This window comes from Pantoea sp. X-Soil-ISGK-421 (assembly GCF_059730785.1).
Map to the genome: position 1 here is coordinate 179,508 of NZ_AP035980.1, position 21,700 is coordinate 201,207.

Annotated in this window: 21 protein-coding genes and 1 pseudogene; 14 read left to right on the forward strand and 8 right to left on the reverse strand. The window is 51.8% G+C overall.

Annotated elements, in window-relative coordinates; genetic code table 11:
* Positions 1-53 precede the first annotated feature (53 nt).
* The 4 genes from AC6I8K_RS19540 to AC6I8K_RS19555 all read left to right on the forward strand — a co-directional run bounded on the left by AC6I8K_RS19540 (position 54) and on the right by AC6I8K_RS19555 (position 2,311).
* A complete protein-coding gene (locus AC6I8K_RS19540; protein WP_497827348.1) occupies positions 54-506 on the forward strand; it encodes a GNAT family N-acetyltransferase in 453 nt (150 codons plus the stop codon).
* 62 nt (positions 507-568) lie between these two features.
* Complete coding sequence (locus AC6I8K_RS19545; protein WP_497827349.1) at positions 569-1,162, forward strand: NAD(P)H-dependent oxidoreductase; 594 nt, start codon at positions 569-571, stop codon at positions 1,160-1,162.
* Positions 1,159-1,734, forward strand: coding sequence for a TetR/AcrR family transcriptional regulator (locus AC6I8K_RS19550; protein WP_497827350.1), 576 nt, complete (start codon positions 1,159-1,161; stop codon positions 1,732-1,734). Before AC6I8K_RS19545 ends, AC6I8K_RS19550 begins: the two co-directional genes overlap by 4 nt.
* A gap of 28 nt (positions 1,735-1,762) precedes the next feature.
* Complete coding sequence (locus tag AC6I8K_RS19555) at positions 1,763-2,311, forward strand: pyridoxamine 5'-phosphate oxidase family protein (protein ID WP_497827351.1); 549 nt, start codon at positions 1,763-1,765, stop codon at positions 2,309-2,311.
* Here AC6I8K_RS19555 and AC6I8K_RS19560 read toward each other — a convergent pair whose 3' ends face one another.
* On the reverse strand, positions 2,312-3,778 hold the full coding sequence (locus AC6I8K_RS19560; RefSeq protein ID WP_497827352.1) for an MFS transporter: 1,467 nt from the start codon (positions 3,776-3,778) through the stop codon (positions 2,312-2,314).
* A gap of 116 nt (positions 3,779-3,894) precedes the next feature.
* Between AC6I8K_RS19560 and AC6I8K_RS19565 the strand changes: the two genes are divergently transcribed.
* Complete coding sequence (locus tag AC6I8K_RS19565; protein WP_497827353.1) at positions 3,895-4,914, forward strand: helix-turn-helix domain-containing protein; 1,020 nt, start codon at positions 3,895-3,897, stop codon at positions 4,912-4,914.
* On the opposite strand, the gene AC6I8K_RS19570 is transcribed toward AC6I8K_RS19565, so the two are convergent.
* Positions 4,907-5,719 (reverse strand): OBAP family protein, encoded by an 813-nt coding sequence (locus AC6I8K_RS19570; protein WP_064740226.1) that lies wholly within the window; start codon positions 5,717-5,719, stop codon positions 4,907-4,909. The two genes, AC6I8K_RS19565 and AC6I8K_RS19570, sit on opposite strands and share 8 nt — an antisense overlap.
* 278 nt (positions 5,720-5,997) lie before the next feature.
* On the opposite strand from AC6I8K_RS19570, the pseudogene AC6I8K_RS19575 reads away from it, so the two are divergent.
* Positions 5,998-7,082, forward strand: a pseudogene (locus AC6I8K_RS19575) (aldo/keto reductase).
* 87 nt (positions 7,083-7,169) lie between these two features.
* Here the strand turns inward: AC6I8K_RS19575 and uraH are convergent.
* Positions 7,170-7,592 (reverse strand): hydroxyisourate hydrolase, encoded by a 423-nt coding sequence (uraH, locus tag AC6I8K_RS19580; RefSeq protein WP_483818522.1) that lies wholly within the window; start codon positions 7,590-7,592, stop codon positions 7,170-7,172.
* 659 nt (positions 7,593-8,251) lie between these two features.
* Entirely contained in the window at positions 8,252-8,455 is a 204-nt protein-coding gene (locus AC6I8K_RS19585) for a con-10 family general stress protein (RefSeq protein ID WP_064740224.1), read from the reverse strand.
* A 451-nt stretch (positions 8,456-8,906) separates the two neighbouring features.
* Here AC6I8K_RS19585 and AC6I8K_RS19590 point away from each other — a divergent pair, with 451 nt between their 5' ends.
* A complete protein-coding gene (locus AC6I8K_RS19590) occupies positions 8,907-9,401 on the forward strand; it encodes a DUF892 family protein (RefSeq protein ID WP_497827354.1) in 495 nt (164 codons plus the stop codon).
* A gap of 429 nt (positions 9,402-9,830) precedes the next feature.
* Entirely contained in the window at positions 9,831-11,396 is a 1,566-nt protein-coding gene (locus AC6I8K_RS19595) for a methyl-accepting chemotaxis protein (RefSeq protein WP_064740222.1), read from the forward strand.
* 43 nt (positions 11,397-11,439) lie between these two features.
* On the opposite strand, the gene map is transcribed toward AC6I8K_RS19595, so the two are convergent.
* On the reverse strand, positions 11,440-12,222 hold the full coding sequence (gene map / locus AC6I8K_RS19600; protein WP_064740221.1) for a type I methionyl aminopeptidase: 783 nt from the start codon (positions 12,220-12,222) through the stop codon (positions 11,440-11,442).
* Complete coding sequence (locus AC6I8K_RS19605) at positions 12,222-12,464, reverse strand: ParD-like family protein (protein ID WP_497827355.1); 243 nt, start codon at positions 12,462-12,464, stop codon at positions 12,222-12,224. The genes map and AC6I8K_RS19605 overlap by 1 nt, the downstream gene beginning before the upstream one ends.
* Before the next feature lie 77 nt (positions 12,465-12,541).
* Between AC6I8K_RS19605 and AC6I8K_RS19610 the strand changes: the two genes are divergently transcribed.
* Positions 12,542-12,835: a hypothetical protein gene (locus AC6I8K_RS19610; protein WP_497827356.1), complete on the forward strand. Its 294-nt coding sequence runs from the start codon at positions 12,542-12,544 to the stop codon at positions 12,833-12,835.
* A 41-nt stretch (positions 12,836-12,876) separates the two neighbouring features.
* Here AC6I8K_RS19610 and AC6I8K_RS19615 read toward each other — a convergent pair whose 3' ends face one another.
* Positions 12,877-13,062, reverse strand: coding sequence for a con-10 family general stress protein (locus AC6I8K_RS19615; RefSeq protein ID WP_073991688.1), 186 nt, complete (start codon positions 13,060-13,062; stop codon positions 12,877-12,879).
* Between the two features lie 243 nt (positions 13,063-13,305).
* Between AC6I8K_RS19615 and AC6I8K_RS19620 the strand changes: the two genes are divergently transcribed.
* From AC6I8K_RS19620 to AC6I8K_RS19635, 4 genes are all read left to right on the forward strand, one after another.
* Positions 13,306-14,754, forward strand: a complete 1,449-nt coding sequence (locus tag AC6I8K_RS19620; RefSeq protein WP_497827357.1) for a sugar porter family MFS transporter — start codon at positions 13,306-13,308, stop codon at positions 14,752-14,754.
* A 64-nt stretch (positions 14,755-14,818) separates the two neighbouring features.
* On the forward strand, positions 14,819-15,523 hold the full coding sequence (locus AC6I8K_RS19625) for a YoaK family protein (protein WP_064740217.1): 705 nt from the start codon (positions 14,819-14,821) through the stop codon (positions 15,521-15,523).
* A gap of 213 nt (positions 15,524-15,736) precedes the next feature.
* Positions 15,737-17,605, forward strand: coding sequence for a PTS beta-glucoside transporter subunit IIABC (gene bglF / locus AC6I8K_RS19630; protein WP_483818038.1), 1,869 nt, complete (start codon positions 15,737-15,739; stop codon positions 17,603-17,605).
* A gap of 15 nt (positions 17,606-17,620) precedes the next feature.
* A complete protein-coding gene (locus AC6I8K_RS19635; RefSeq protein ID WP_483818037.1) occupies positions 17,621-19,015 on the forward strand; it encodes a glycoside hydrolase family 1 protein in 1,395 nt (464 codons plus the stop codon).
* 73 nt (positions 19,016-19,088) lie between these two features.
* Here the strand turns inward: AC6I8K_RS19635 and licT are convergent, their stop codons facing one another.
* Complete coding sequence (licT, locus tag AC6I8K_RS19640; RefSeq protein ID WP_497827358.1) at positions 19,089-19,952, reverse strand: BglG family transcription antiterminator LicT; 864 nt, start codon at positions 19,950-19,952, stop codon at positions 19,089-19,091.
* Positions 19,953-20,258: 306 nt separating this feature from the next.
* Between licT and fliD the strand changes: the two genes are divergently transcribed.
* The gene (gene fliD, locus AC6I8K_RS19645) at positions 20,259-21,671 is read left to right on the forward strand and encodes a flagellar filament capping protein FliD (protein ID WP_483818035.1); all 1,413 of its coding nucleotides are present in this window, start codon (positions 20,259-20,261) and stop codon (positions 21,669-21,671) included.
* The last annotated feature ends 29 nt before the right edge of the window (positions 21,672-21,700 follow it).

The window sequence follows — 21,700 nt, forward strand, 5'->3', positions numbered from 1 at the left end:
AATTGACGTGTCGTTCAATGTCCCAGCCCTTAAATCAGGAACGCCTATTCTTCATGAACATCAAAATCCAGCAAGCCGATCCCCTCTCATCTGAATCCCAGTTATTGGTAGAGAAACTATCGGCCGAACTCGCGGTGATCACCGGCGATAACGGCAAAAGTCATTTCAGCGCCCAGGAGCTAAACACCGACCGTTCGTTGTGGCTGCTGGCCAGAGATGAAGCAGGCAACGCCGTGGGTTGTGGGGCGTTGAGACCGCTTGCAAAGCATACCGCTGAAGTGAAGCGCATGTACTCTGATCGTAGCGTGCCGGGCGTTGGCGCCACGCTGTTGGAGTATCTGGAAACGCGGGCCAAAAACATGAAATATCGCGAAATCCGGCTTTCAACCCGCGTAATTAATCGCCGTGCCGTGGCCTTTTATCACCGTTCCGGCTACACCCAGATCGAGAACTACGGACCATACATCGACCGAAACGAATCGATCTGCTTTGCTAAAACGCTGTGAGTTTGACAACCTACTAATGGTAAGTTACTACTAGTAGCTTACTCATTGCGGAGGTTGTTGCCATGCATGCTCTGATCGTTACTGCTCATCCGGACCAAAATTCACACACGCACCACATGGTCACGCAGGTGGCACAAGGTATTGCTGCGGGTGGCCACAGTTATGAAATCGCCGATCTGGCGGCGGAGCAGTTTGATCCGCGCTTCAACCAGGCCGATTTTGACCAGTTCAAAAGTGCTGCACCTTCGCCCGCCGATGTCGTAGCCGAGCAGCAGCGGCTGGATCGTGCGGATGCGCTGGTGCTGGTCTACCCGATTTACTGGTGGTCGTTCCCGGCGCAACTGAAAGGCTGGATCGATCGCGTTTTCACCCAAGGCTGGGCCTATGAGGATGACGGCCAAACCGTGGTTAAAAAGTTAGGCCACTTAAACGTCCATCTGCTGGCGTTGGGCGCCGCCAGCCAGCGTACGTATGTGCGTCGCGGCTATTTCAGCAGCATGCGCACGCAGATCGATGAGGGGATTTTTGGCTATTGCGGCGCGCCGGTAGTGACCAGCGAATTGCTGCTGCCAACCGATGAAAACTATCCCGACGCACACTTTGCGCTGGCAGATCAGCTTGGACAGCGACTTTTTCACATTAAGGAACCGGCATGAATCAACCCACTCGCCAGCGCATGACACATCAGGCACGTCGTCAGCAGCTGATTGGCGTGGCGTGGAATCTGGTGCGCGCGCAAGGCAGCGATGCGCTGACGTTAGGACGCGTGGCGGAAGAGGCTGGCGTCAGTAAACCGGTGGTCTACGATCATTTTGGCACGCGCCACGGTCTGCTCGCGGCGCTGTATGAGGATTTCGATCTGCGCCAGAACGCGATTATCGAGGCGGCAATGAATGCCGCCGGTGCCAGTCTTGCCGAGCGGGCTAAGGTGGTGGCGTCGAGTTACGTCGATTGCGTGTTGACGCAGGGACGTGAAATTCCGGATGTGCTGTCGGCGCTTGATAGCTCGCCGGAACTGGCTCAAGTGAAGCGAAAATACCAGCTCGATTTCATTGAAAAATTCCGAGGCTGGTTTGCTGAAGCATCGCTGCCGCAAGCCAGCATGTGGGGAATGTTAGGCGCTGCCGATGCGATTTCCAATGCGGTGGTGTGCGGCGATATCAGCCAGCAGCAAGGATTAGCGGAAGTTCAGGCGCTGATTCTGTCGCTGATGGAACGTCACCAGTAACCGTTAATTCAGCCAACAGGAGCAACAGATGTCATTGCGCGAGATTGATAACGCTTGCTGGCAACAACTGGAAACCAGCGCACGCGAGCCTGATGCAGGATTTCACTTCTTAACGCTCGCTTCCGTTGATCTACAGGGCAAGCCGCAGGCAAGGACATTGGTGCTGCGCGCGGTTGACCACGTACATCGCACGCTGGAGTTTCATACCGATATGCGCAGCCCTAAGTGGCAGGCGCTGGCGGTTAATCCTGACGTGACGGTTTTAGGTTACTGCACTAAAACCCAGCTGCGGCTGCAGGGAACCGTCAAGCTGCACGCCGCGCACAGCGAAGTGGCTAAAGCGGCGTGGCAACGATTAACGTCCCGGACGCAGCAAACCTATGCTGGTGCTGCGCCGGGAAGTGACCTTGATTCCCCAGCCAACGATGCCGGCAATGCGGAGGATAATTTCGGCGTCTTGCAGATCCGCATTACCCAACTGGATTGGTGTTTGCTGGCGCGGGAAAACAATCAAAGAGCGTTGCTCAATTACAGCTCAGACGGAGCGCTCACCAACAGCAAATGGGTGCATCCGTAACTAAGGCGTACATTGTTCCTGCGCCTTGCGCCGGACGTTAAACAGCAGATAACTGGCCAGCGCCAATCCCCACACACCTGCCGCGCCATACAACAGCACGCTGGAAAAACCGTCTGCCAGCACCTGCGTGGCAATGTTGGGGGGCAGTGAAACCTCGCCGCCGCCGGCGATGCGCTCGGCCAGCGTATGCACATCACTTTGTCCCGGCAGGAGGCGTTGCAGACTCGCTGCGATGCCTGCCACCAGCAAGCTGCCCATCAGCGCGATATTAATAGCAAGCGTAATCAGGCGCGCGCTGATATCGATCCCAGAAGCCATACCCACGCGATTACCTGGCACCGATCCGGTTGTGGTGTTGGTGACAGGCGTGTTGGTCAGCCCGAGCGCGATGCCAGCGAGCAGCGCGCCCGGCAGTAAACTCATCTGCTGCGCGGCGGCGAACTTCATCAGCATAAAGCCGGCGCCGATGGTGAATAATCCCAGCGGAATCATGCGCGCCGCGCCAAAGCGCGCCACCCATTTTTCGCCAAGCGGCGGCATGAGTAAGGTCGGCAAGGTGTAAGCCAGCAGCGCCAAACCGGTTGCCATGCTGCTGTAGCCTAGTCCGCTCTGATAATACACCGGGAGATAAATCATCAGTGGCCAGAAACTGAAGTTCATGCCAATCGATCCCATCAGCGCACCGGAAAAGGCACGGATGCGGAACACCGAGAAATCAAACATCGGGTGTGGATGGCGTTTCTCAATCCATACAAACAGCAGCGCGCTCAGCAACGTAACCAGTAAAATCAGCTGTGCCGTAAGGCTGCGCCAACCCAGACTGCCGCCCTGCGTGATGAGGTAGGTTGTGCCGACCACGCTGAACGATAAGGTGATCAGGCCGCTGAGATCGAGCTTTTTGGCTTCAGCATCGCGCGATTCCACCACATTTTTTAAAGCGAGGATCAGCGTCAGCAACGCGATAAATCCATGCACCAAAAACACCCATTGCCAGCTAAACCAGGCGACCAGCACGCCGCCGATGATCGGGCCGAATCCCAGTCCAAAGCCAAAAGTAATGCCCCACGCAGCGAAGGCACGACTGCGCGCTTTTCCCTGGGGAAACTGGAACGACAAAATGGCAATCAGGCAAGTTAGCATCGCGCCACCGCTGAGTCCTTGCAGCAAACGCCCGACGATCAGCCACTGCGCATTTCCCGCCAATCCGCACATCACCGATGTCACGCCGAAGGCGATAATGCTGATGATAAAAACGCGCTTGCGTCCATAGGTGTCTGCCAGCGTGCCGGTTGCCATTAACAAGGCGGTGCAGGCGAGCGTGTAGGCATTCATGATCCACTGCAGCTCGCGGAAACTGGCGTGCATCTCTTTTTCCAGCACCGGCAAAATCACCGGCACGCTCGATATCTCCAATCCCGACATCAACGCGGCCAGACAAACCGCCAACAGCGCCAACATGTTCTTCATACTCAATCCCTGCGATACGTTAAGAGCGTGCCAGCATGAAAGATTGGCGTGGCAGTGGAAATCTGCCCGCATGCCATATATCGTCAAGATCGTGCCAATTTCTCCGGTGACCTGTAATGCAAATGATTGCTCCGCTTCATGCCCGTTCGCCTGCACCGTTCAACCGCCGACTGGTTCTGTTGGCCTATGAATGTCTGTGTACCTTTGAATTCGGCATCGCCGTTGAGGCCTTCGGACGCGCCGACGAGGTGTTCGGTCAGCCTTTGTATGATTTGAGCGTGGCGTCGGTAGAAGAGGGCGTTTTCGGCGCGCAAGGCGGCGTGCGGCTGGTGGTTGACGGCGGACTTGAGCTGCTGGAAGAGGCGGGCACCATCCTGATTCCCGGCTGGCGCAGCGTGCATGAACCGGCATCGGATCAGCTGATTGCGGCGTTACAAAAAGCCCACCGCAACGGCACGCGTATTGTTTCGATCTGCGCAGGCAGTTTCGTACTCGGCGCCGCCGGATTGCTGGATGGGAAGCGTGCTACCGCGCACTGGAACAGCACCGAGATTCTGGCGCAACGCTTCCCGCAAGTGCAGGTTGAGCACGGCATGATTTATGTTGATGAAGGCAGCATCATTACCTCCGCGGGTGGCGCGGCGGGTGTGGATTTGTGCCTGCATCTGATTCGCCGCGATTATGGCATCGAAGTGGCAAACCGCACCGCGCGCCGCATGGTCACGCCGCCGCTGCGTGAAGGAAATCAGGCGCAGCTGATCCAGCAACCGGTGCCGATACGCGCGGCAAAAAATCTTTCACCGCTGCTCGATGATTTACGCAATCACCTCAACACGCCGTTGGTGATTGATCAGCTCGCCAGGCAAGCCGGCATGAGCCGCCGCACCTTTTTGCGACGCTTTCATGACGCCACGGGAACCACGCCGGGAGAGTGGATGCTAAACGTGCGGCTGGAAAAAGCCTGTGCTCTGCTGGAGAGCGGCAAACTGAGTGTGGATCAGGTTGCCGAACAGGCTGGATTTGGATCGCCGGAAGCGCTGCGTCATCACTTCCGCCAGCGACTCAATACCACGCCGACCAATTGGCGTAAGACATTCAATGAACGAGCGTCATTAGACGAAACAAGCATTATCTAGCAGGTTTGTCCGGTTTGATTTTTCGTTCGGTTTGCTCAGAGGTGCCAAAATGGTCCGTGTCATTGTGGCCATGATCGCCTGACCCTGTTATCAGTTTAAGTTGTACGACATTACCTTGCTGCCAGGCATCTGCACCCGCGGCTACAGGGCGAGCCACAATGTCTTGCCGTTGTGCTTTGATGTCTCGGGTGTTGACACCAAAACGACGATCCCGGTCTGCAAGCAGTGCCGGATCAAGTTGCCCTTCACCGGTAAAGCCCATCATCAGCGCCGGACTGCCCAGCGGCAACGTTTTATCTCGATCAGTGTGCCAGGTGTGCCAGGTTTTACCGTAGGTGTTAACGATGTTACTCATCAACGCCTTCTCTGCAACTGCTGGCAGACCGGGTGCAATTAAACTGCCGGATTTCACCTCATACTGATGACTGTGCCAGAGTTTTTTTTCATCGGGTGGCAGCGTTTTGAACAGACGCTCACTGATGATGTATTCAACGCCCATTAGCCGCGCATCTTTAGTATTTCCATCATAAATAACGGCTTGCATAACATCATCATTAAGCACCGTGACATAGTGATGCGCTTCCATCTGTCCGTTTTTGTCGCCATTGTAAAAATGAAAACCGTCAAGATATGCGCTGATGGCCTCCACGGGCGGGCGCGACTGCATCACCTGTGCTCCCGATTCTAGCGTACGCATTTTTGCAGACGTTTCCTTTCCAGGCAGGGGCGTATGCGGTGGCGTATTTGAGGCACCGCAACCGGCCAATAACAGAACGGGAAAGATAATCAGAGGTAAAGATTTCATAAAGTTTCCATCTTATAAGGAGTATGAAGAAGATAGACCAAATAGTAAATATTGGCTGAAATAACCGCGATTTTGGTCAATGGCTCGGTTTAATCAGCTTAATAAAATAAAAGAATGTAAGCGTATATTAATTACCGCTAATTTTCGTGTTTCCTAATAATGTCCTTTCGCCGTTTGCATATCAGGTAGATGACTTCTATGCTTTCAACGAAATCATTTAATAGTGTGAAATAATTGCGATTACGATCGCCTTTTTAAGTTGTAGAGGAGGAAAGTAAATGCAATATAGAAAACTCGGACATTCCGGCCTGCTTGTTTCCAATGCGTGTTGGGTACGGTTCCCTTTGCGGGTAAAGCTGGCTTTGAAAAAACCGGCAATGTTAATGCAGCAGAAGCCCGCCGATTTATTGATATCGCGCTGGATCACGGTGTAAATATGATCGACACAGCCGACCTGTATTCAATGGGCGGGGCCGAAGAGGTTTTAGGTGAGGCGCTGCGAGAAAAACGCGACCAAATCATCCTGGCAAGTAAAGCAAGAAGCCCGCTGGGCGACGACCCTAACGCAAGTGGAGCAAGTCGGTTCCACTTAATTAACGCCTGTGAAGCAAGCTTAAAGCGCTTAAATACCGATCACATCGATTTGTACCAAATCCACAATTGGGACGGCGTAACGTCGGTGGATGAGACATTGCGTGCATTGGAGGATTTGGTTAAAAGCGGCAAGATTCGTTACTTTGGTACCTCAAATTATACCGCCTGGCAAATGATGAAAACGCTGGGGCGAGCTGAAGCACAGCAGTTATTTAAACCTGTGAGTCAGCAGATTTATTACACGCCGGAATCACGCGAAGCTGAATACGAGTTATTGCCGATGGCATTAGATCAGGATATTGGCACGCTGGTTTGGGGGCCGCTGGGTGAGGGTCTGTTAACCGGCGCGGTGGGACGCAATAAGAAGGCGCCGGCCTCGACGCGTCAAGGTAGCGGATGGCCAGAGCCGTATGTGCACGATATGGAGCATGCTTATAAAGTCATTGAAGTTCTGGAAGAAGTGGGTGCTGAACTGAATGCTTCCATCCCCCAAATTTGTCTGGCATGGTTAGCCGACCGACCGGGCATTACGTCACTGATTGTGGGAAACAGAACTGAAGCGCACTTACGTGAGAATCTTAACGCTTTCGAGCTGCAATTAAGTGATGAGCAGCGTCAGCGTATTGAGCAGGTAACGCGTCCGGCACCTAATTATCCTTATTGGCACCGTTTTACCAGCGGCATGGATCGTATTGATCCTGCGGAACAGCCTTTTCTTAATGAATATCAGCAAACGCTCGATAGCAGAAAAGATCAGGCAATGAAATAGCGCATTAAGCGGGCCACACCAGATGGCCCGCAGAATAAAACGCGTTGGGTTTATAATAGGCCGCCATCAATAGCGGCCAATAAGAAGTTAGTTACCACGATAGGTCGAATAACCAAACGGGCTCAGCAGCAGAGGAATATGGTAGTGCTCGCCGTTGCTTTCCATGTTGAATTCCACTGGAATTTCCGGGAAGAAGGTTTTTTGATTGTTGGTTTTATAATATTCGCCGGTTTTGAATACCACGCGATAGCTGCCTGCGGTCGCCGTTTGATCAGCTGGAAACAGCGCACTGATTCTGCCATTGCTGTCGGTTTTACCACTCGCTAATTTCACCCAGTTATTATTTTGTTTTTGATCGAGTTCGACTTCAATGCCTGCAGTTGGCGAGCCGGTCTGCAAATTCAATACATGAACGCTAAGCGGATTTTTAGTTGCCGCAGGTTGTGCCGCCACGGCTGAAATGGCTGCGGTTGAAAGTAAAGCGCCAATCAAAGCAAGTTGAGTTTTCATTAAATGTCCATTTTTTACAGGTGAATGTGGGTGAAGAATAGGGCGAAAAATATCGGAAGGATAATCGATCGAATTAAATGTGAAATTTCCTGGAAGATTGCGCACGTAATCGACAAAATCATCTTTTGCCGCAATTTCATACAGCAGTTTCAATCTGGTAACAGAGATTCACCCAGACATGAACTCCTCTACTTTGGCTTCACCATCTTCAAGTAAGCGGGCGTAACCCCGCTTATCTAAATCAGATTGTGGGTCTGTAAACAGCATGTAAGGCGCTCAACAAAATCAACTGTGCTTGTTTTGGCTCATTTTCACTTTTCGTTAATGTCTGGCTAATTAGTACCTACGATCATTCAGAATACACTGGCTAAGTGTGTAACATCCTGTAAGCGGAGCCGGAAATATCTTAATAAACACGCAATTTATTATTAGCCTGCAAATGTAATTTTCCTGGGAATAAGCGAAGGGTAAAGCCAGGTTAAGCGAAGCGGTAAATAAGTGGAGATTGATCAAGAAATAATCGATTGCATCGTATTATTAACAAAAATTACTCCCCTGACAGCATTTTGTCTGTATTTAAGCGAAGCGTAAATGCAGGGTCAGGAGAGTGTGGGGCAGAAGTTAAACGACGTTAATTGTGTATTCTTGTGATGCTAATGTTATTTGCGCCGGCTGATCTTCCCTCCTTTACGGCCTGCTTCAATGGCGCGTTCAGGATCGTTTTTGAAGTTGCCGCTACTTGCCTGACCACCTTTGCGCCCAGCTTCAGCCGCGCGTTCCTTATTCTCTGCGAAGTTACCTGCGCCCCCACGACGTTGCGGTTTTTTTTCTTCCTCATCGGGTAGCTTCTTAGCGTCCGTCATTGGTTCTCCTCTTTGTTAGTGCCAATGTGATGCAAAATAAATGTAGTGATGTTTTTACCAGATTCAAGCCAGGGTTAATCTTAAGACTTAATTCAACAATCTTGATTGCCTAACTATCAGTCGATTTTCATTGATGTCTTCATGAAATTACCATGAATCTTTATTATTATTTTTTTAACGCGAAGAGGGAAGCTTTCCTGCCAGAAATAATAAGCGAAGCGGTAGGTGGTGTTACATTTTATCTCAGTCGCAATTCTGGGTTTCAATACTTGCGCCGCAGCGAACCGTTGCTACGTTTAATTAATCTGCTCGTTAAGTCTTAATTAACGCTTCGCTTATTTTCAATTTATTAGCCTAAATGAGCCGATATTTATCCCTTCAGGCAGCTATCAGGCGGTGCGCGATCACCAAGCCGTTCGGTAGCAGAAATTCCCACTTTCGGAGCGAATTGATGACCAAGGAATTTGTGTACCTGGACTGGCTGCGCGATGCGCATGCCATGGAGAAACATGCTGAGTCACTGCTGCAAGCCGCCGCGTTGCGTCTGGATGACTTCCCGCTGCTACAGGCGCGCATTAAGCAATACATGCAGCAAACACGTGAACAACAGCAGCAGGTTAAAGATGTGCTTAAACGTTACGACAGCAATTGGTCGGCAATGAAAGATGCGTTAGGACGTATGTCCGTGGTTGGGCAGGCAGCAAGCGATATGCTACGTGATGAAGAGGGCGTGCGCATCGCGGTGAGCAGCTATGTTTTCTGCAACTACAAAGTGGCAACCTACACTGCATTGTTAGCAGCCGCACGGCAGGCGGCAGATGATAAAGGCGTAATGGTTTTTCAGCGTATCGTGCAGCATGAAATGCAGATGGCGGATTGGTTGCTTCATCAGCTTCCTGATGTCGCGAATGAAGCGATTTTGCAGCGTGCTGAAGTAGCATTTTGACGGATGACGGCGGTCGGTCAGCAGGATAGCTTTGCTGACCGCTGCTTCGTGTGCTAAATCCCAAACTATGCAGATCAGTAATCAGTTTTCTCTGAGTCAAATTGCTGCAAATGATAAAAATAAGATCAATTCTTCCATATTCTGAGGGTTAACGGAATTCTTTATTATAAAATAAGCAAAATAACCAGGCGGATAATATCATTTGTTTCGTTTTTATTAACTGAAACTGATCAATGAAATCGATTTCAAGAAATATTCATTCATGCCTGTTTTTTACCAATCACCTCAATTAACGTTCAACGCTAATGTTAATGAAATAGATGACGATAACAGCAAAGATGATGCCGATTCACTCTCGGAGCATTTTCTATTTTTAAAATAACACCGTTCTCTTCACTACTTTTCAATCAAAATCATTGAGGTTTCTAAATGGACGTAGTTCAAAGATTTTCGCGTAATGTAAAGTTGCGGACCAAACTAACAATATCATCTGTGCTCAATATCGCGATGCTACTGTTAGTGGCATTGCTCGGATTAAACTCGCTATTTTTAGCCGAGACCGGCGTCAATGGCATGATGAAAGAGGATTACCCCACCATAGCGTTAGGTAACCAATTGATTGATGAAATCAACGTGACGGTGCAGCAGCAGGCACTGCTGATGAGCCCAATCGATACGTCGCGTCGGGCAACCATTCAGAGCAATCTTCAGGAGGCATCGAAGAAGATCACTGCAACCTATAAGCGATTAGGTGAGTTGGCAACGGATGAACAGTCACTGGCCTTTCTTAAGCGCGTTGAAGTGAAGCGAGCGGACTTCCTTAAAGAGAGAAACGCCTTCTTTGATTTAGTGAACAATGATGTGTCTAAAGCAGTGGATTTCTATTTTTCTACGCTTGCTTCAGCACAACGTAATTATATCAATGAAGTAGAAGGGTTTATTACTTTGCAAGAGCAGCAAATAAATGACTCTTATAATAACTTTATGGCCTCTTACAGCAAAACGAAAATTTCAATGCTGATTATTTTTGTTGCGGCTATTATGGTATCAGCGTTAATTGGCTGGATAATTATCCGCTCGATTACTGTGCCATTACGAAAGGTCGTTGCGTTTCTTGGCAGAGTGGCGGATGGCGATCTCAGCTCTGACTTTTATGAGCAGCGTAAAGATGAAATGGGCCAGTTAATTAATGCCATTCAGCAAATGCAGGAGAAAATGTCGCATATCGTTAGCCATATTCGTATGAGCGCTGAACAAATATCGGGTGGTGCCAGCGAAATAATGTCGGGCACCAACGATCTCGCTGCACGCACGGAAGAGCAGGCGAGTTCAGTTGAACAAACGGCGGCCTCAGTGGAAGAGTTCAGTGCCACCATCAACAATACGCGTAATAACACGCATGTTGCCGCTGATCTTTCCGCCAAGGCTGAAACCACGGTGGGGCGTAACGCCAGCATGATGGATAACGTTGCCACCAAAATGGCCGAGATCAATGATTCTGCCAGCCGTATGGCGGACATCATTAACCTGATCGATTCCATCGCCTTCCAAACCAATATTCTGGCGTTGAATGCGGCAGTTGAAGCCGCGCGTGCCGGTGAACATGGTCGCGGTTTTGCCGTTGTCGCGCAGGAAGTGCGCGCCCTGGCGCAGAAGACCGCGACTTCGTCGCATGAAATTCGTAATTTGATTGAGGAGTCTTCCACGCGTATTGCGGATGGGCGCGATATGGTGACGGACGCCAATAAGCTGATGAACGGCATGATGTCCAACGTGGCTGAAATGAAAGAGCTGCTGGTGCAGATCAATCAGGCCAGTAGCGAGCAGGCCGACGGCATCAGCCAGATCAATACCGCTATCAGCCAGATTGATATCACTACCCAGCAGAACGCGTCGCTGGTGGAGCAATCGCTGGCGGCTTCGGCGATGCTGAGCGAACAGGCGGCAAATATGGTGAATAGCGTGAGCGTGTTTACGCTGCGTAGAACGGCATAAGATGATGATGATCCAGAACGGCGTGTGCGTTCTGGATCATTTTTTAGATGGCCTGATATTCGCCGGTGCCTTCTGGCCACGGTGTTAACAAATCAAACCCAGTTTCGGTCACCGCAATGGTGTGTTCCCACTGCGCCGACAGCGAGCGATCTTTAGTCACCACCGTCCAGCCATCAGACAATACGCTGGTGCCCGCTTTGCCCGCATTAATCATCGGTTCAATCGTGAAGATCATGCCGGCTTGCAGCGCTAATCCTTCGCCTGGGGTGCCGTAATGCAGAATCTGAGGATCGCCGTGATACACCTCGCCAACACCGTGACCGCAATACTCGCGCACCACGGAAAAACCCGCTTTTTCCGCCACCTGTTGTATCGCCGCACCAATATCGCCCAAGGTCGCGCCCGGTTTTACCACGTTGATGCCTGCCACCATCGATTCATAGGTGATTTCCACCAGACGTTTCGCGCGTACCGATGGCTGACCGACGTAGTACATGCGACTAGTATCGCCGTACCATCCGTCCTTAATGATGGCGACGTCAATGTTGACGATGTCGCCATCCTTGAGTTTTTTCTCACCCGGGATGCCGTGACACACCACGTGATTCACCGAGGTGCAGGTGGTGCGTGTATAGCCGTGATAGCCGATATTGGCCGGCACAACTTTCAATTCGTTGACGATGTATTGGTGGCAAATTGCGTCCAGCTCATCGGTGGTCACGCCCGGTTTGACGTACGGTGTGATCATCTCCAGCACTTTAGCGGCGGCGTGTCCGGCGGCACGCGCCAGTTCGATCTCTTCAGCGGTGTGCAGTTTGATGCTCATTACGCGATTCCCTGCGAGGTGAAAGAAGGATGGTCGAGCAGTTGCGCTAAATCAGCGCCGCTGTCGCGTTCGACGCACATCAATAAACGCGTCAATTCCTGATGATTGAGTGACGGATAGATCTCGGCTAGCATGCCGATTTTCATCCAGTGTTCTGCCTGCGCATTGATTGAACGGCTCATCGCCGTGCTAGCGATGCGCAGATTCTCATGCATTAACTCAGAGATTTTCACGATGCCCATGCGATAACCTGTATATGAAACGTATGCGTTATGTATATAGGCTACAATTTTAAGGTGAGATATGCAAAGGAGAAATAATGAGAGGAATAATTATCACCAGTTTGCTGCTGGTACTGACAGCCTATTCCAGTTCGGTGGGGCGTAATTTTGATACCGCCAGTATTCAGAACATACACACAGGCCAGACAACCCGCGCAGAATTGATCGCCATGTTTGGCCCGCCTGATAAGGAATCCGCTTATCCGGATGGCCAAAGACTGATGATGTGGAACTACAGTGAAGCCCGAACGATGGATACTACGGCTGGAAAGACACTGACTGTTCAAACCAAAAATGGCCGGGTGTTCAATTATACGTTCAGTAAAAGCTGAAGGGTGAAGCCAATCCATGGCATAAAAAATCCTAAGGCGCCTTACTCAGACTTCGTTGGAGGACGACGGCTTATTTTGCCTCCCTTCCGGCCCGCTTCAACGGCTCTTTCAGGGTCGTTTCTGAAGTTGCCACCACTGGCTTTGCCTCCCGCACTACCAGCTTCTTTTGCACGTTCCGGATTGTTGGCAAAATTCCCTGCGCCGCCTCTGTAGCTCTGTTGTTTCATAGGAAGACCTCTTATCAATGTTCCATTAGATTTAAGGACTAGCTAGTCACGCTGCTATTTTAGTCCGTAGCAACAGTTAAGCCAGAGATAAAAGCGCAATCGTTTTAAACAGATCAAAAAAAGTTCATGTATCTGGCTATTTAACAGTGACCTCCGTCACATTTTGAAATTCCTGTCTATACTTCTGCCTTTTGGGTTTCAACCTTTGCGCCTGATGGCGCGTTCAATATGCAGGGAACAGGAATGGACACATCGCAGCAAAATAGTGAAGACGATTCGCCGCTAAGTAACCTTACCGTCAAACAGCGAATCTTCTTTGTGGTGTTAGTGGCCACCATGGGCGCACTGGCATTTGGTTATGACACCGGTATTATCTCCGGAGCCTTGCCGTTTATGACTTTACCGCTCGATCAGGGCGGCCTCGATCTCACCCCGTTCACCGAGGGTTTAGTGACGTCATCACTGATTTTCGGTGCCGCAATGGGCGCTTTTATCAGTGGCTACGTCTCCGACCGCTTTGGTCGTCGTATTACGCTGCGTACGTTGGCGCTGATCTTTGTCGCCGGCGCAATTGGTACCGCATTAGCACCAAACCTACATGTGATGGTGGCGATGCGTTTTCTGCTTGGGATTGCCGTCGGCGGGGGTTCCTCAACCGTACCGGTGTTTATTGCAGAAATTGCGGGACCAAAGCGTCGTGCGCCATTGGTCAGCCGCAACGAGCTGATGATCGTTTCCGGACAGCTGCTGGCTTATGTTGTCAGCGCAGTGATGAGTTTTACGCTTAACGATCCGCACCTTTGGCGCTACATGCTGGCGATGGCTATGATTCCTGGCGCCTTGTTGTTCATCGGCACCTTTTTTGTCCCGGCGTCACCACACTGGATGGTGGCAGAAGGGCGCATCAAAGAAGCGAGCCGTATCCTGCACAAACTGCGTGAAACACCGCGTGAAGTGAAAAAGGAGATGGCAGAGATGCGTCAGCACGCCAAGGCGGCGCGTCAGGGGCCTTCAGCGAAAGAACTGCTGAAAGAGAAGTGGATCCTGCGGTTGCTGTTGGTGGGCGCGGGGCTGGGCATTGTTATTCAATTTACCGGCGTGAACGCCTTTATGTATTACACGCCAGTAATTCTGAAAACCACCGGCATGGGCACCAACGCGTCGATTGCGGCGACCATTGGTAACGGCATTGTGTCGGTGCTGGCTACCATGGTGGGCATCAAAGCGGTAGGACGTTTTGGACGCCGTACCATGCTGATGACCGGTTTGACGGTGGTGATCGCCATGCAGCTGGTCCTCGGCTGCGTGCTGCTGTTGATGCCACAAGATATGACGCAAAGTATCTTCGCGCTGGCGGCGATTCTGGTGTTCCTGTTCTTCATGCAGATGTGTATTTCGCCGGTTTACTGGTTGTTAATGTCGGAACTGTTCCCGATGAAAGTGCGCGGCGTGCTGACCGGCGCTGCAGTTTCATTCCAGTGGATCTGTAATGCGGCGGTGGCGTTTGCCTTCCCGCCGTTGTTGGCCGCTACCGGCAATGCGGCATTCTTTATCTTTGCGGCCATTAATGTCGGTTCGCTGATTTTCGTCATTACTATGTTGCCTGAGACTAAGGGCAAATCACTCGAGCAGATCGAAAACGAAATGCGCGAGCGGTTTAGCGAGCAAGAGCAGGATCAGCAAACCGCATAGCGATGCTTGAGAATTCCTGGTCGCGGGAGGAAGATACGTTTCTTTCACCGGGCCAGGATTTCCCATGCTAATCACCGCCGAGAACACGCGCACCTTCAATACCGATATCCGACTGGCCTGCACGTTGGCCGCCGTTGCAGGCGCACTCAACACCGCGGCATTTGAAACCGTCGGCTTCTTCTCGGCGAACATGACCGGCAATGTCTCCTCTCTCTCCGACCATCTGGCAAAAGCCAATCTGCACGTTGGCCTGTTTTTTCTGCTCATCGTATTGCTGTTTATCGCCGGATCATCGGTCTCAACGCTGATCATTAATTCCGGCAGACGACGTCAGATACGCGGCATTTACGCCATCAATATCCTGATTGAAGGCATCGCTTTACTGATGCTGGGCATGGTTGAAAGCTGGTTCCGTTTTAGCGGTTCCGGCGTGCTGCTGGTGCTGAGCCTGAGTTTTTTGATGGGATTGCAGAATGCGGTGGTGACGCGCATCTCCAACGCTCGCGTTCGTACTACGCACGTTTCCGGCACCGCGACCGATATTGGCATTGAGCTGGCGATGCTTTTTGATGTGCTGCGGCGCAAAGAATCGCCGAAAGATGCGCCGCTCTACATTGAACGGCTTAAGTTGCATTTTTACACCGTTGTAGCGTTTTTGGGCGGCGGCGTGCTGGGGATTTGGTTGCTGCAGTGGATGAGCTATCTGTTGCTGATGGTGATTGGCGCACTGCTCAGCGTGCTGGCACTGGCGGCACTGAAACGAATTTAATCGGTGACCGGCTTCACACTTCTCCACGGCATTCACTAAAACTGCTTGCCACTTTTATCGCCCTGTAAGCAAGATAGCGTCCGTTGAGGATTGTTACTGTTCGGCAGGCAAAACCTGAGACGCGCCCTTTTTCAGTTGAAGAGGGCGCGTCTCAGGTTTTTTTTTGCGCGAAATTTGGGGCATGAGTTTAAGGCAGGTTCAGGAGAAAAAGTGATGCAATATCAGGAACTGGCGGATGACATCGTTAATGGTGTTGGCGGCAAAGAGAACATCATCAGCGTGATGCACTGCGCCACGCGCTTGCGCTTCAAACTGAAAAACAGTCAAAAAGCGCAAACCGCCGCGTTAAAGGATAACCCTGGCGTGATCATGGTGGTGGAGAGCGGCGGCCAATATCAGGTGGTGATTGGTAATCAAGTGGCGGAAGTGTATCGCGAACTGACGGCACGTCACGTGCTGGATAATCAGAGCGAGGCCGCAGACACCGATGCGCCACAAGGCCTGTTTGCCCGCTTTATCGATCTGGTTTCCGGTATCTTTACCCCGTTTATCGGTGTGATGATCGCCACCGGCATCATCAAAGGGTTGCTGGCGCTGGCTTTGGTGGTGGGTGTAATGCGTGCCGATAGCGGCAGTTATAAAGTGCTGTTCGTCGCCAGCGACGGTTTGTTCTACTTCCTGCCGATTTTGCTTGGCTACAGCGCCGGTAAAAAATTTGGCGGCAATCCGTTTGTCAGCATGGCCATCGCCGCTGCGCTGGTGCATCCGATGATTCTCGAGGTGCTGCAACAGCAACAGCAGGGCCATCCGCTGACCTTCATCGGCATTCCGCTCGAAGTGCTGAACTATAGTTCGTCAGTCATTCCGATTATCTTTGCGGCCTGGGTTTCCAGCCTGATTGAGCGCTGGGTACATCCGCGTTCACCCAGCGCGGTACGTAATTTCACTACGCCGTTGTGCTGTTTGCTGATCACCGTGCCGCTGACGTTCCTGGCGATTGGTCCGGCCGCGACCTGGCTGAGCCGCATGCTGGCCGAAGGCTATTTGTGGATTTACAGTCTCAGCCCGATGATCGCGGGTGCAGTGATGGGCGCAATTTGGCAAGTGTGCGTGATTTTTGGTCTGCACTGGGGATTGGTGCCGATCATGCTGAACAACCTCGCCAACTTTGGTCATGACACGCTGCTGCCATTGCTGATGCCTGCGGTATTGGGCCAGGCGGGCGCAACGCTGGGTGTTTTTCTGCGTACCCGCGAAGTCAAACTCAAAGCGATAGCGGGATCGGCCTTTACCGCCAGCATCTTCGGTATCACTGAACCGGCAGTGTATGGCGTGACGCTACCACGTCGTCGTCCGTTTATCTTCGGCTGCGTCGGTGGCGCATTGGGTGCGGCGATTCTCGGCTTTTGGCACACCACCATTTACTCCTTTGGTTTCCCAAGCGTATTCACCTTTATTCAGGTGGTGCCGAACAGCGGCATTGATGCCAGCGTGCTGGCGGCATTCGCTGGCGCGGCGGTAGCGCTGTTATTTGCCTGCGTAACCACCTATCTGTTCGGCCTGAGTGAACCCGCAGCCGACGTGGTGGCGCCACCCGCACCGGTTTCTCAGCCCACCAGCCTGACGCGCCGCGAAAGCGTGGTCAGCCCGATAGCGGGCAACGTGATCCCGCTCGATCAGGTTAACGATGAAACCTTTGCCAGCGGATTGCTTGGCAAAGGCGCGGCGATTATTCCGCAGCAGGGCCGCGTGGTTTCCCCGATTGATGGCGTAGTGTCGTCAATGTTCCGTACTGGCCATGCGATAGGGCTGACGTCGGCGCAGGGCGCGGAGGTACTGATCCACGTCGGCCTCGATACCGTGAAGCTGGATGGACAATATTTCTCGGCCAAAGTAGTGAACGATCAGCCGGTAAAAGTGGGCGATCTGCTGCTGGAGTTCGATCTCGATGCCATTAAAGCCGCAGGTTATGACCTCACCACGCCGGTTTTGGTGAGTAACAGTGATGACTTTGTGGATGTGTTAACCCTGAGCCGCACGGCCGTGAGCGAAGGCGCTCCGTTGTTGGCGGTGCTGAAATAATAGAGGAGCAAGCAAATGACTAAACGTTTCCCGGACGGATTTTTATGGGGCGGCGCGGTGGCCGCTAACCAGGTTGAAGGTGCTTATCAGGAAGGTGGTAAAGGCTTATCAACCTCGGATTTGCAGCCGAAAGGTATTTTTGGTGCGCGCGTGGAGCGCGGCGGTGATGACTTTGGTATTAAAGATACCGCTATCGATTTCTATAACCGTTTTCCGGAGGATATCAAACTGTTCGCCGAAATGGGCTTTACCGTGCTGCGCACCTCGATTGCCTGGACGCGCATCTTCCCGCAGGGCGATGAAGCGGAACCCAATGAAGCAGGATTAGCCTATTACGATCGCCTGTTCGATGAGATGGCCAAATACAACATCACACCGCTGGTGACACTGTCACATTACGAAATGCCTTACGGCTTGATCAAAAAGTATGGCGGCTGGGGCAATCGCATCACCATTGATTGCTTCGAGCGCTATGCGCGCGCAGTGTTCACCCGCTTCCAGCATAAGGTGAAACTGTGGCTGACCTTCAATGAGATCAACATGTCGCTGCATGCGCCGTTCACTGGCGTGGGACTAGCGGAAGAGAGCGATCAGCAGGCGATCTATCAAGCCATTCATCATCAGCTGGTGGCGAGCGGACGCGCGGTGAAAGCCTGCCATGACATCGTTAAGGACGGCAAAATCGGCAACATGCTGCTGGGCGCGCTGCTCTATCCGCTGAGCTGCCGCCCGGCAGATGTGCTGGAAACCTTGCAGCAAAACCGTGAATGGCTGTTTTTTGGCGATGTACAGGTGCGCGGCGCGTATCCCGCCTATATGAAACGCTTCTTCGCCGATCGTGGCATCAGCATTGCGATCACCGAAGCCGATAAGCGCGACCTGCAAAATACCGTCGATTATATCTCCTTCAGCTACTACATGACCGGCTGCGTCACCACCAATGAAGAGGAGAATCAAAAAGCGCGTGGCAATATCCTCTCAATGGTGCCAAACCCGCATCTACCGAGTTCCGATTGGGGCTGGCAGATTGACCCCGAAGGGCTGCGCATTCTGCTTAACATCCTGTATGACCGCTATCAAAAGCCGCTGTTTATCGTGGAAAATGGGCTCGGCGCCAAAGATGTGGTGGAAGCTGACGGGCGCATTAACGATGATTACCGCATCCAGTATCTCAATGATCATCTGGTACAAGTGCGTGAAGCGATTGAAGATGGCGTGGACGTGATGGGTTATACCTGTTGGGGACCGATCGATTTGGTTAGCGCGTCAAAGGCCGAGTTCTCCAAGCGTTACGGCTTTATCTATGTTGATCGCGATGATGCGGGCAACGGCACGCTAACGCGCTCACGCAAAAAGAGTTTCTTCTGGTATCAGGATGTGATTCGCAGTCACGGTGAAGCATTGAAGTAACCATCCAATCAATCCTGCGCCGCAAAAACCGTAGCGGCGCAATTTATTGCGCATTGCCGCATAAACCGTAGCGTTATGCCTCATCCGCGTCATCCTGCAATGCCAGCGTCTCTTTACGTACCCGCTCGATATGAATAGTGAGAAACATGCGCTCCTCACTGGAGAGTTCATACAGATATTTTTGTTGAATATGCTGGTCGATTTTCACCGCACATTGATAGGCCAGCGGATACTTGTCGCGCACCACATCATGCAGAGATTCATCCTCGCTCCACACGCCCCGTTTGCCCAACATGCGCTGCGCAAAGAACTTCAGATGGTTAACAAAACGGTTGTAGCTCAGGCTGTCGGTGCGGTAATCCAGTTGCAGGCGATACTTCACGATATGCAAGATTTCCTGCATAAAATGCGTAATGTGCGAAACATCCGCGAAGTCACTGCCGAGCTGCGCGTTCACCAGATGCAGGGCGATAAATCCAGCCTCATCCTCCGGTAGCTCGACGCCCAGCCGCTTGTTAATCAGTTCAAGCGCTTCAACACCGAGTGAAAACTCTTTCGGATAAAGCGTTTTGATCTCCCACTTCAATACGTTACGAATCGGGATGCCTTGCTGATGGCGTTCGATCGCAAAATGGCAGTGATCGCACAGCGCGATAGAGAGACTTTCATGCAGCGGTTGGCCAAGCTGCTGGCGCGCATTGACAATAATCAGTTCGCTGGTGGTGATCACCTCGAGCGGAATATCTGACAACAATTCGCTCAGTCGGCCGGTTAAGGCATCACTTTGCAGCGCAAATACTTTTTCGATCTGCTGCGCATCCAGTTCGTCGCCAACGCGCTTCTGAAACGCTAAACCGCGTCCCATCACTACTTGTTCTTTGCCGTTGTCGCCCAGTACCACCGCGACATTATTGTTGAGGATTTTGGCGATTTTCATTTTTTGTCTGCCCTGAAAAATAAAAAACCTGACCCACCGGGAGGACGGCGTGTCAGGTTTTGCCTGCGCTGAACGCAGTAACAATCTCGCAAGATCATAATCGGCTGAACTTTTCCGACAAGCAGAGCGACAGGTAAATGTGAAACGCATCATATTTCCAGCGCGATTAATCCGATGCTGCGAGAGGAGACGATGACGCCATTTTAATGAGTGTAAAGATAGCGTAAAGAAATGATCAGGATTCCATAAAGTTTGCGTTAAGGCTGCCGATAGTACCGTAAGGTTAATTTAACAGGAGTTGCGTACATGACTGGGATTTCAACATTAGGCGTGGGTTCAGGGCTGGGTTTAAGCACCATTCTCGACAAACTGACCGCGGCAGAGAAACAATCGCTGGCACCGATTTCCAAACAACAATCCGCCGCAACCGCGAAGTTGTCCGCTTACGGCACGCTTAAAACCGCGATTCAGACCTTCCAGACGGCAAACAATAAATTAAACGATGCCGCGCTTTATACATCGACTACCACAGCATCCAGCTCGAGCGCGTTTAGCGCCGATTCCAACGGCAATGCGCTGGCGGGAAAATACACCATCAGCGTGCAGAAACTGGCGCAATCGCAGACGCTAACCAGCGAGACCAAAACCGATATCAAAGCGGCGATGGGTAGCGATGCGGCGTCCAGAACCTTAAAATTTGTTAACGCCGAAGGTAAAGAGAAGAGCATCACGCTGACCAAAGATCAGACTTCGCTTTCGGCCATGCGTGACACCATCAACAAATCCGACGTTGGCGTTACCGCCAGCCTGATCAAGGTGTCAGCCACTGAATACCGTTTATCACTGACTTCATCTGCGTCCGGCACCGCCAATGCGCTGAAATCGCTGAGCGTGACCGGCGATGATACCTTGCAGGACTTTATCGGCTTTGATGCGTCAGATGCTGCCAGCAGCGGTATGGCGCAAAGCGTCGAGGCGCAGAATGCCAGGTTGACCGTGAATAATGTGGCGATTGAGAGCAGCAGCAATGTGATCGCCGACGCGGTGGAAGGCATCACGCTGAAGCTCAACGATGAAACCAGCGGCAACCAAACGCTGACGGTCAGCAGCGATACAAATAAAGCCAAAACCGCCATTACCGATTGGGTGAATGCCTATAACTCGCTGCAGGATACGATGGCGAGTTTGACCAAATACACGCCGGTGGACGCGGGTAAAGATCCGGATGGGAAGAATGGGGCGCTGCTTGGCGACGGCACGCTGCGTAACATCCAGGTGCAATTGAAGAGTATTCTGGCGAACAGTTCGGGTTCGAACGTCTACAAAACCTTATCGCAGGCGGGCATTACCACCGATCCAACCAGCGGTAAGCTTAATCTGGATGCCGCCAAATTGACCACCAGCCTGCAGGTAAAACCGGAAGCGATTCGTGACATGTTCACCGGTGATGGCAAGAAAACCGGCGTGTCGACGGTGCTGAACACGACGTTCACCGCATTCCTCAGCAGCAAAGGCGTATTGCAGGGCGCAACGGATGGCATCAGTAAAAAACTGAATACGTTGACCGATCAGTACAATACCGCCAGCAAACGTATCGATGACACCATCGCGCGTTATAAAAAGCAGTTTACCAATCTGGATAAGATGGTCAGCGTGTTGAACAACACCAGCAACTATCTCACCGAACAGTTCAGTAATAGCACTAAGACGAATAAGTAAGGGCATAGCGGTCGCCATGCATGGTGACC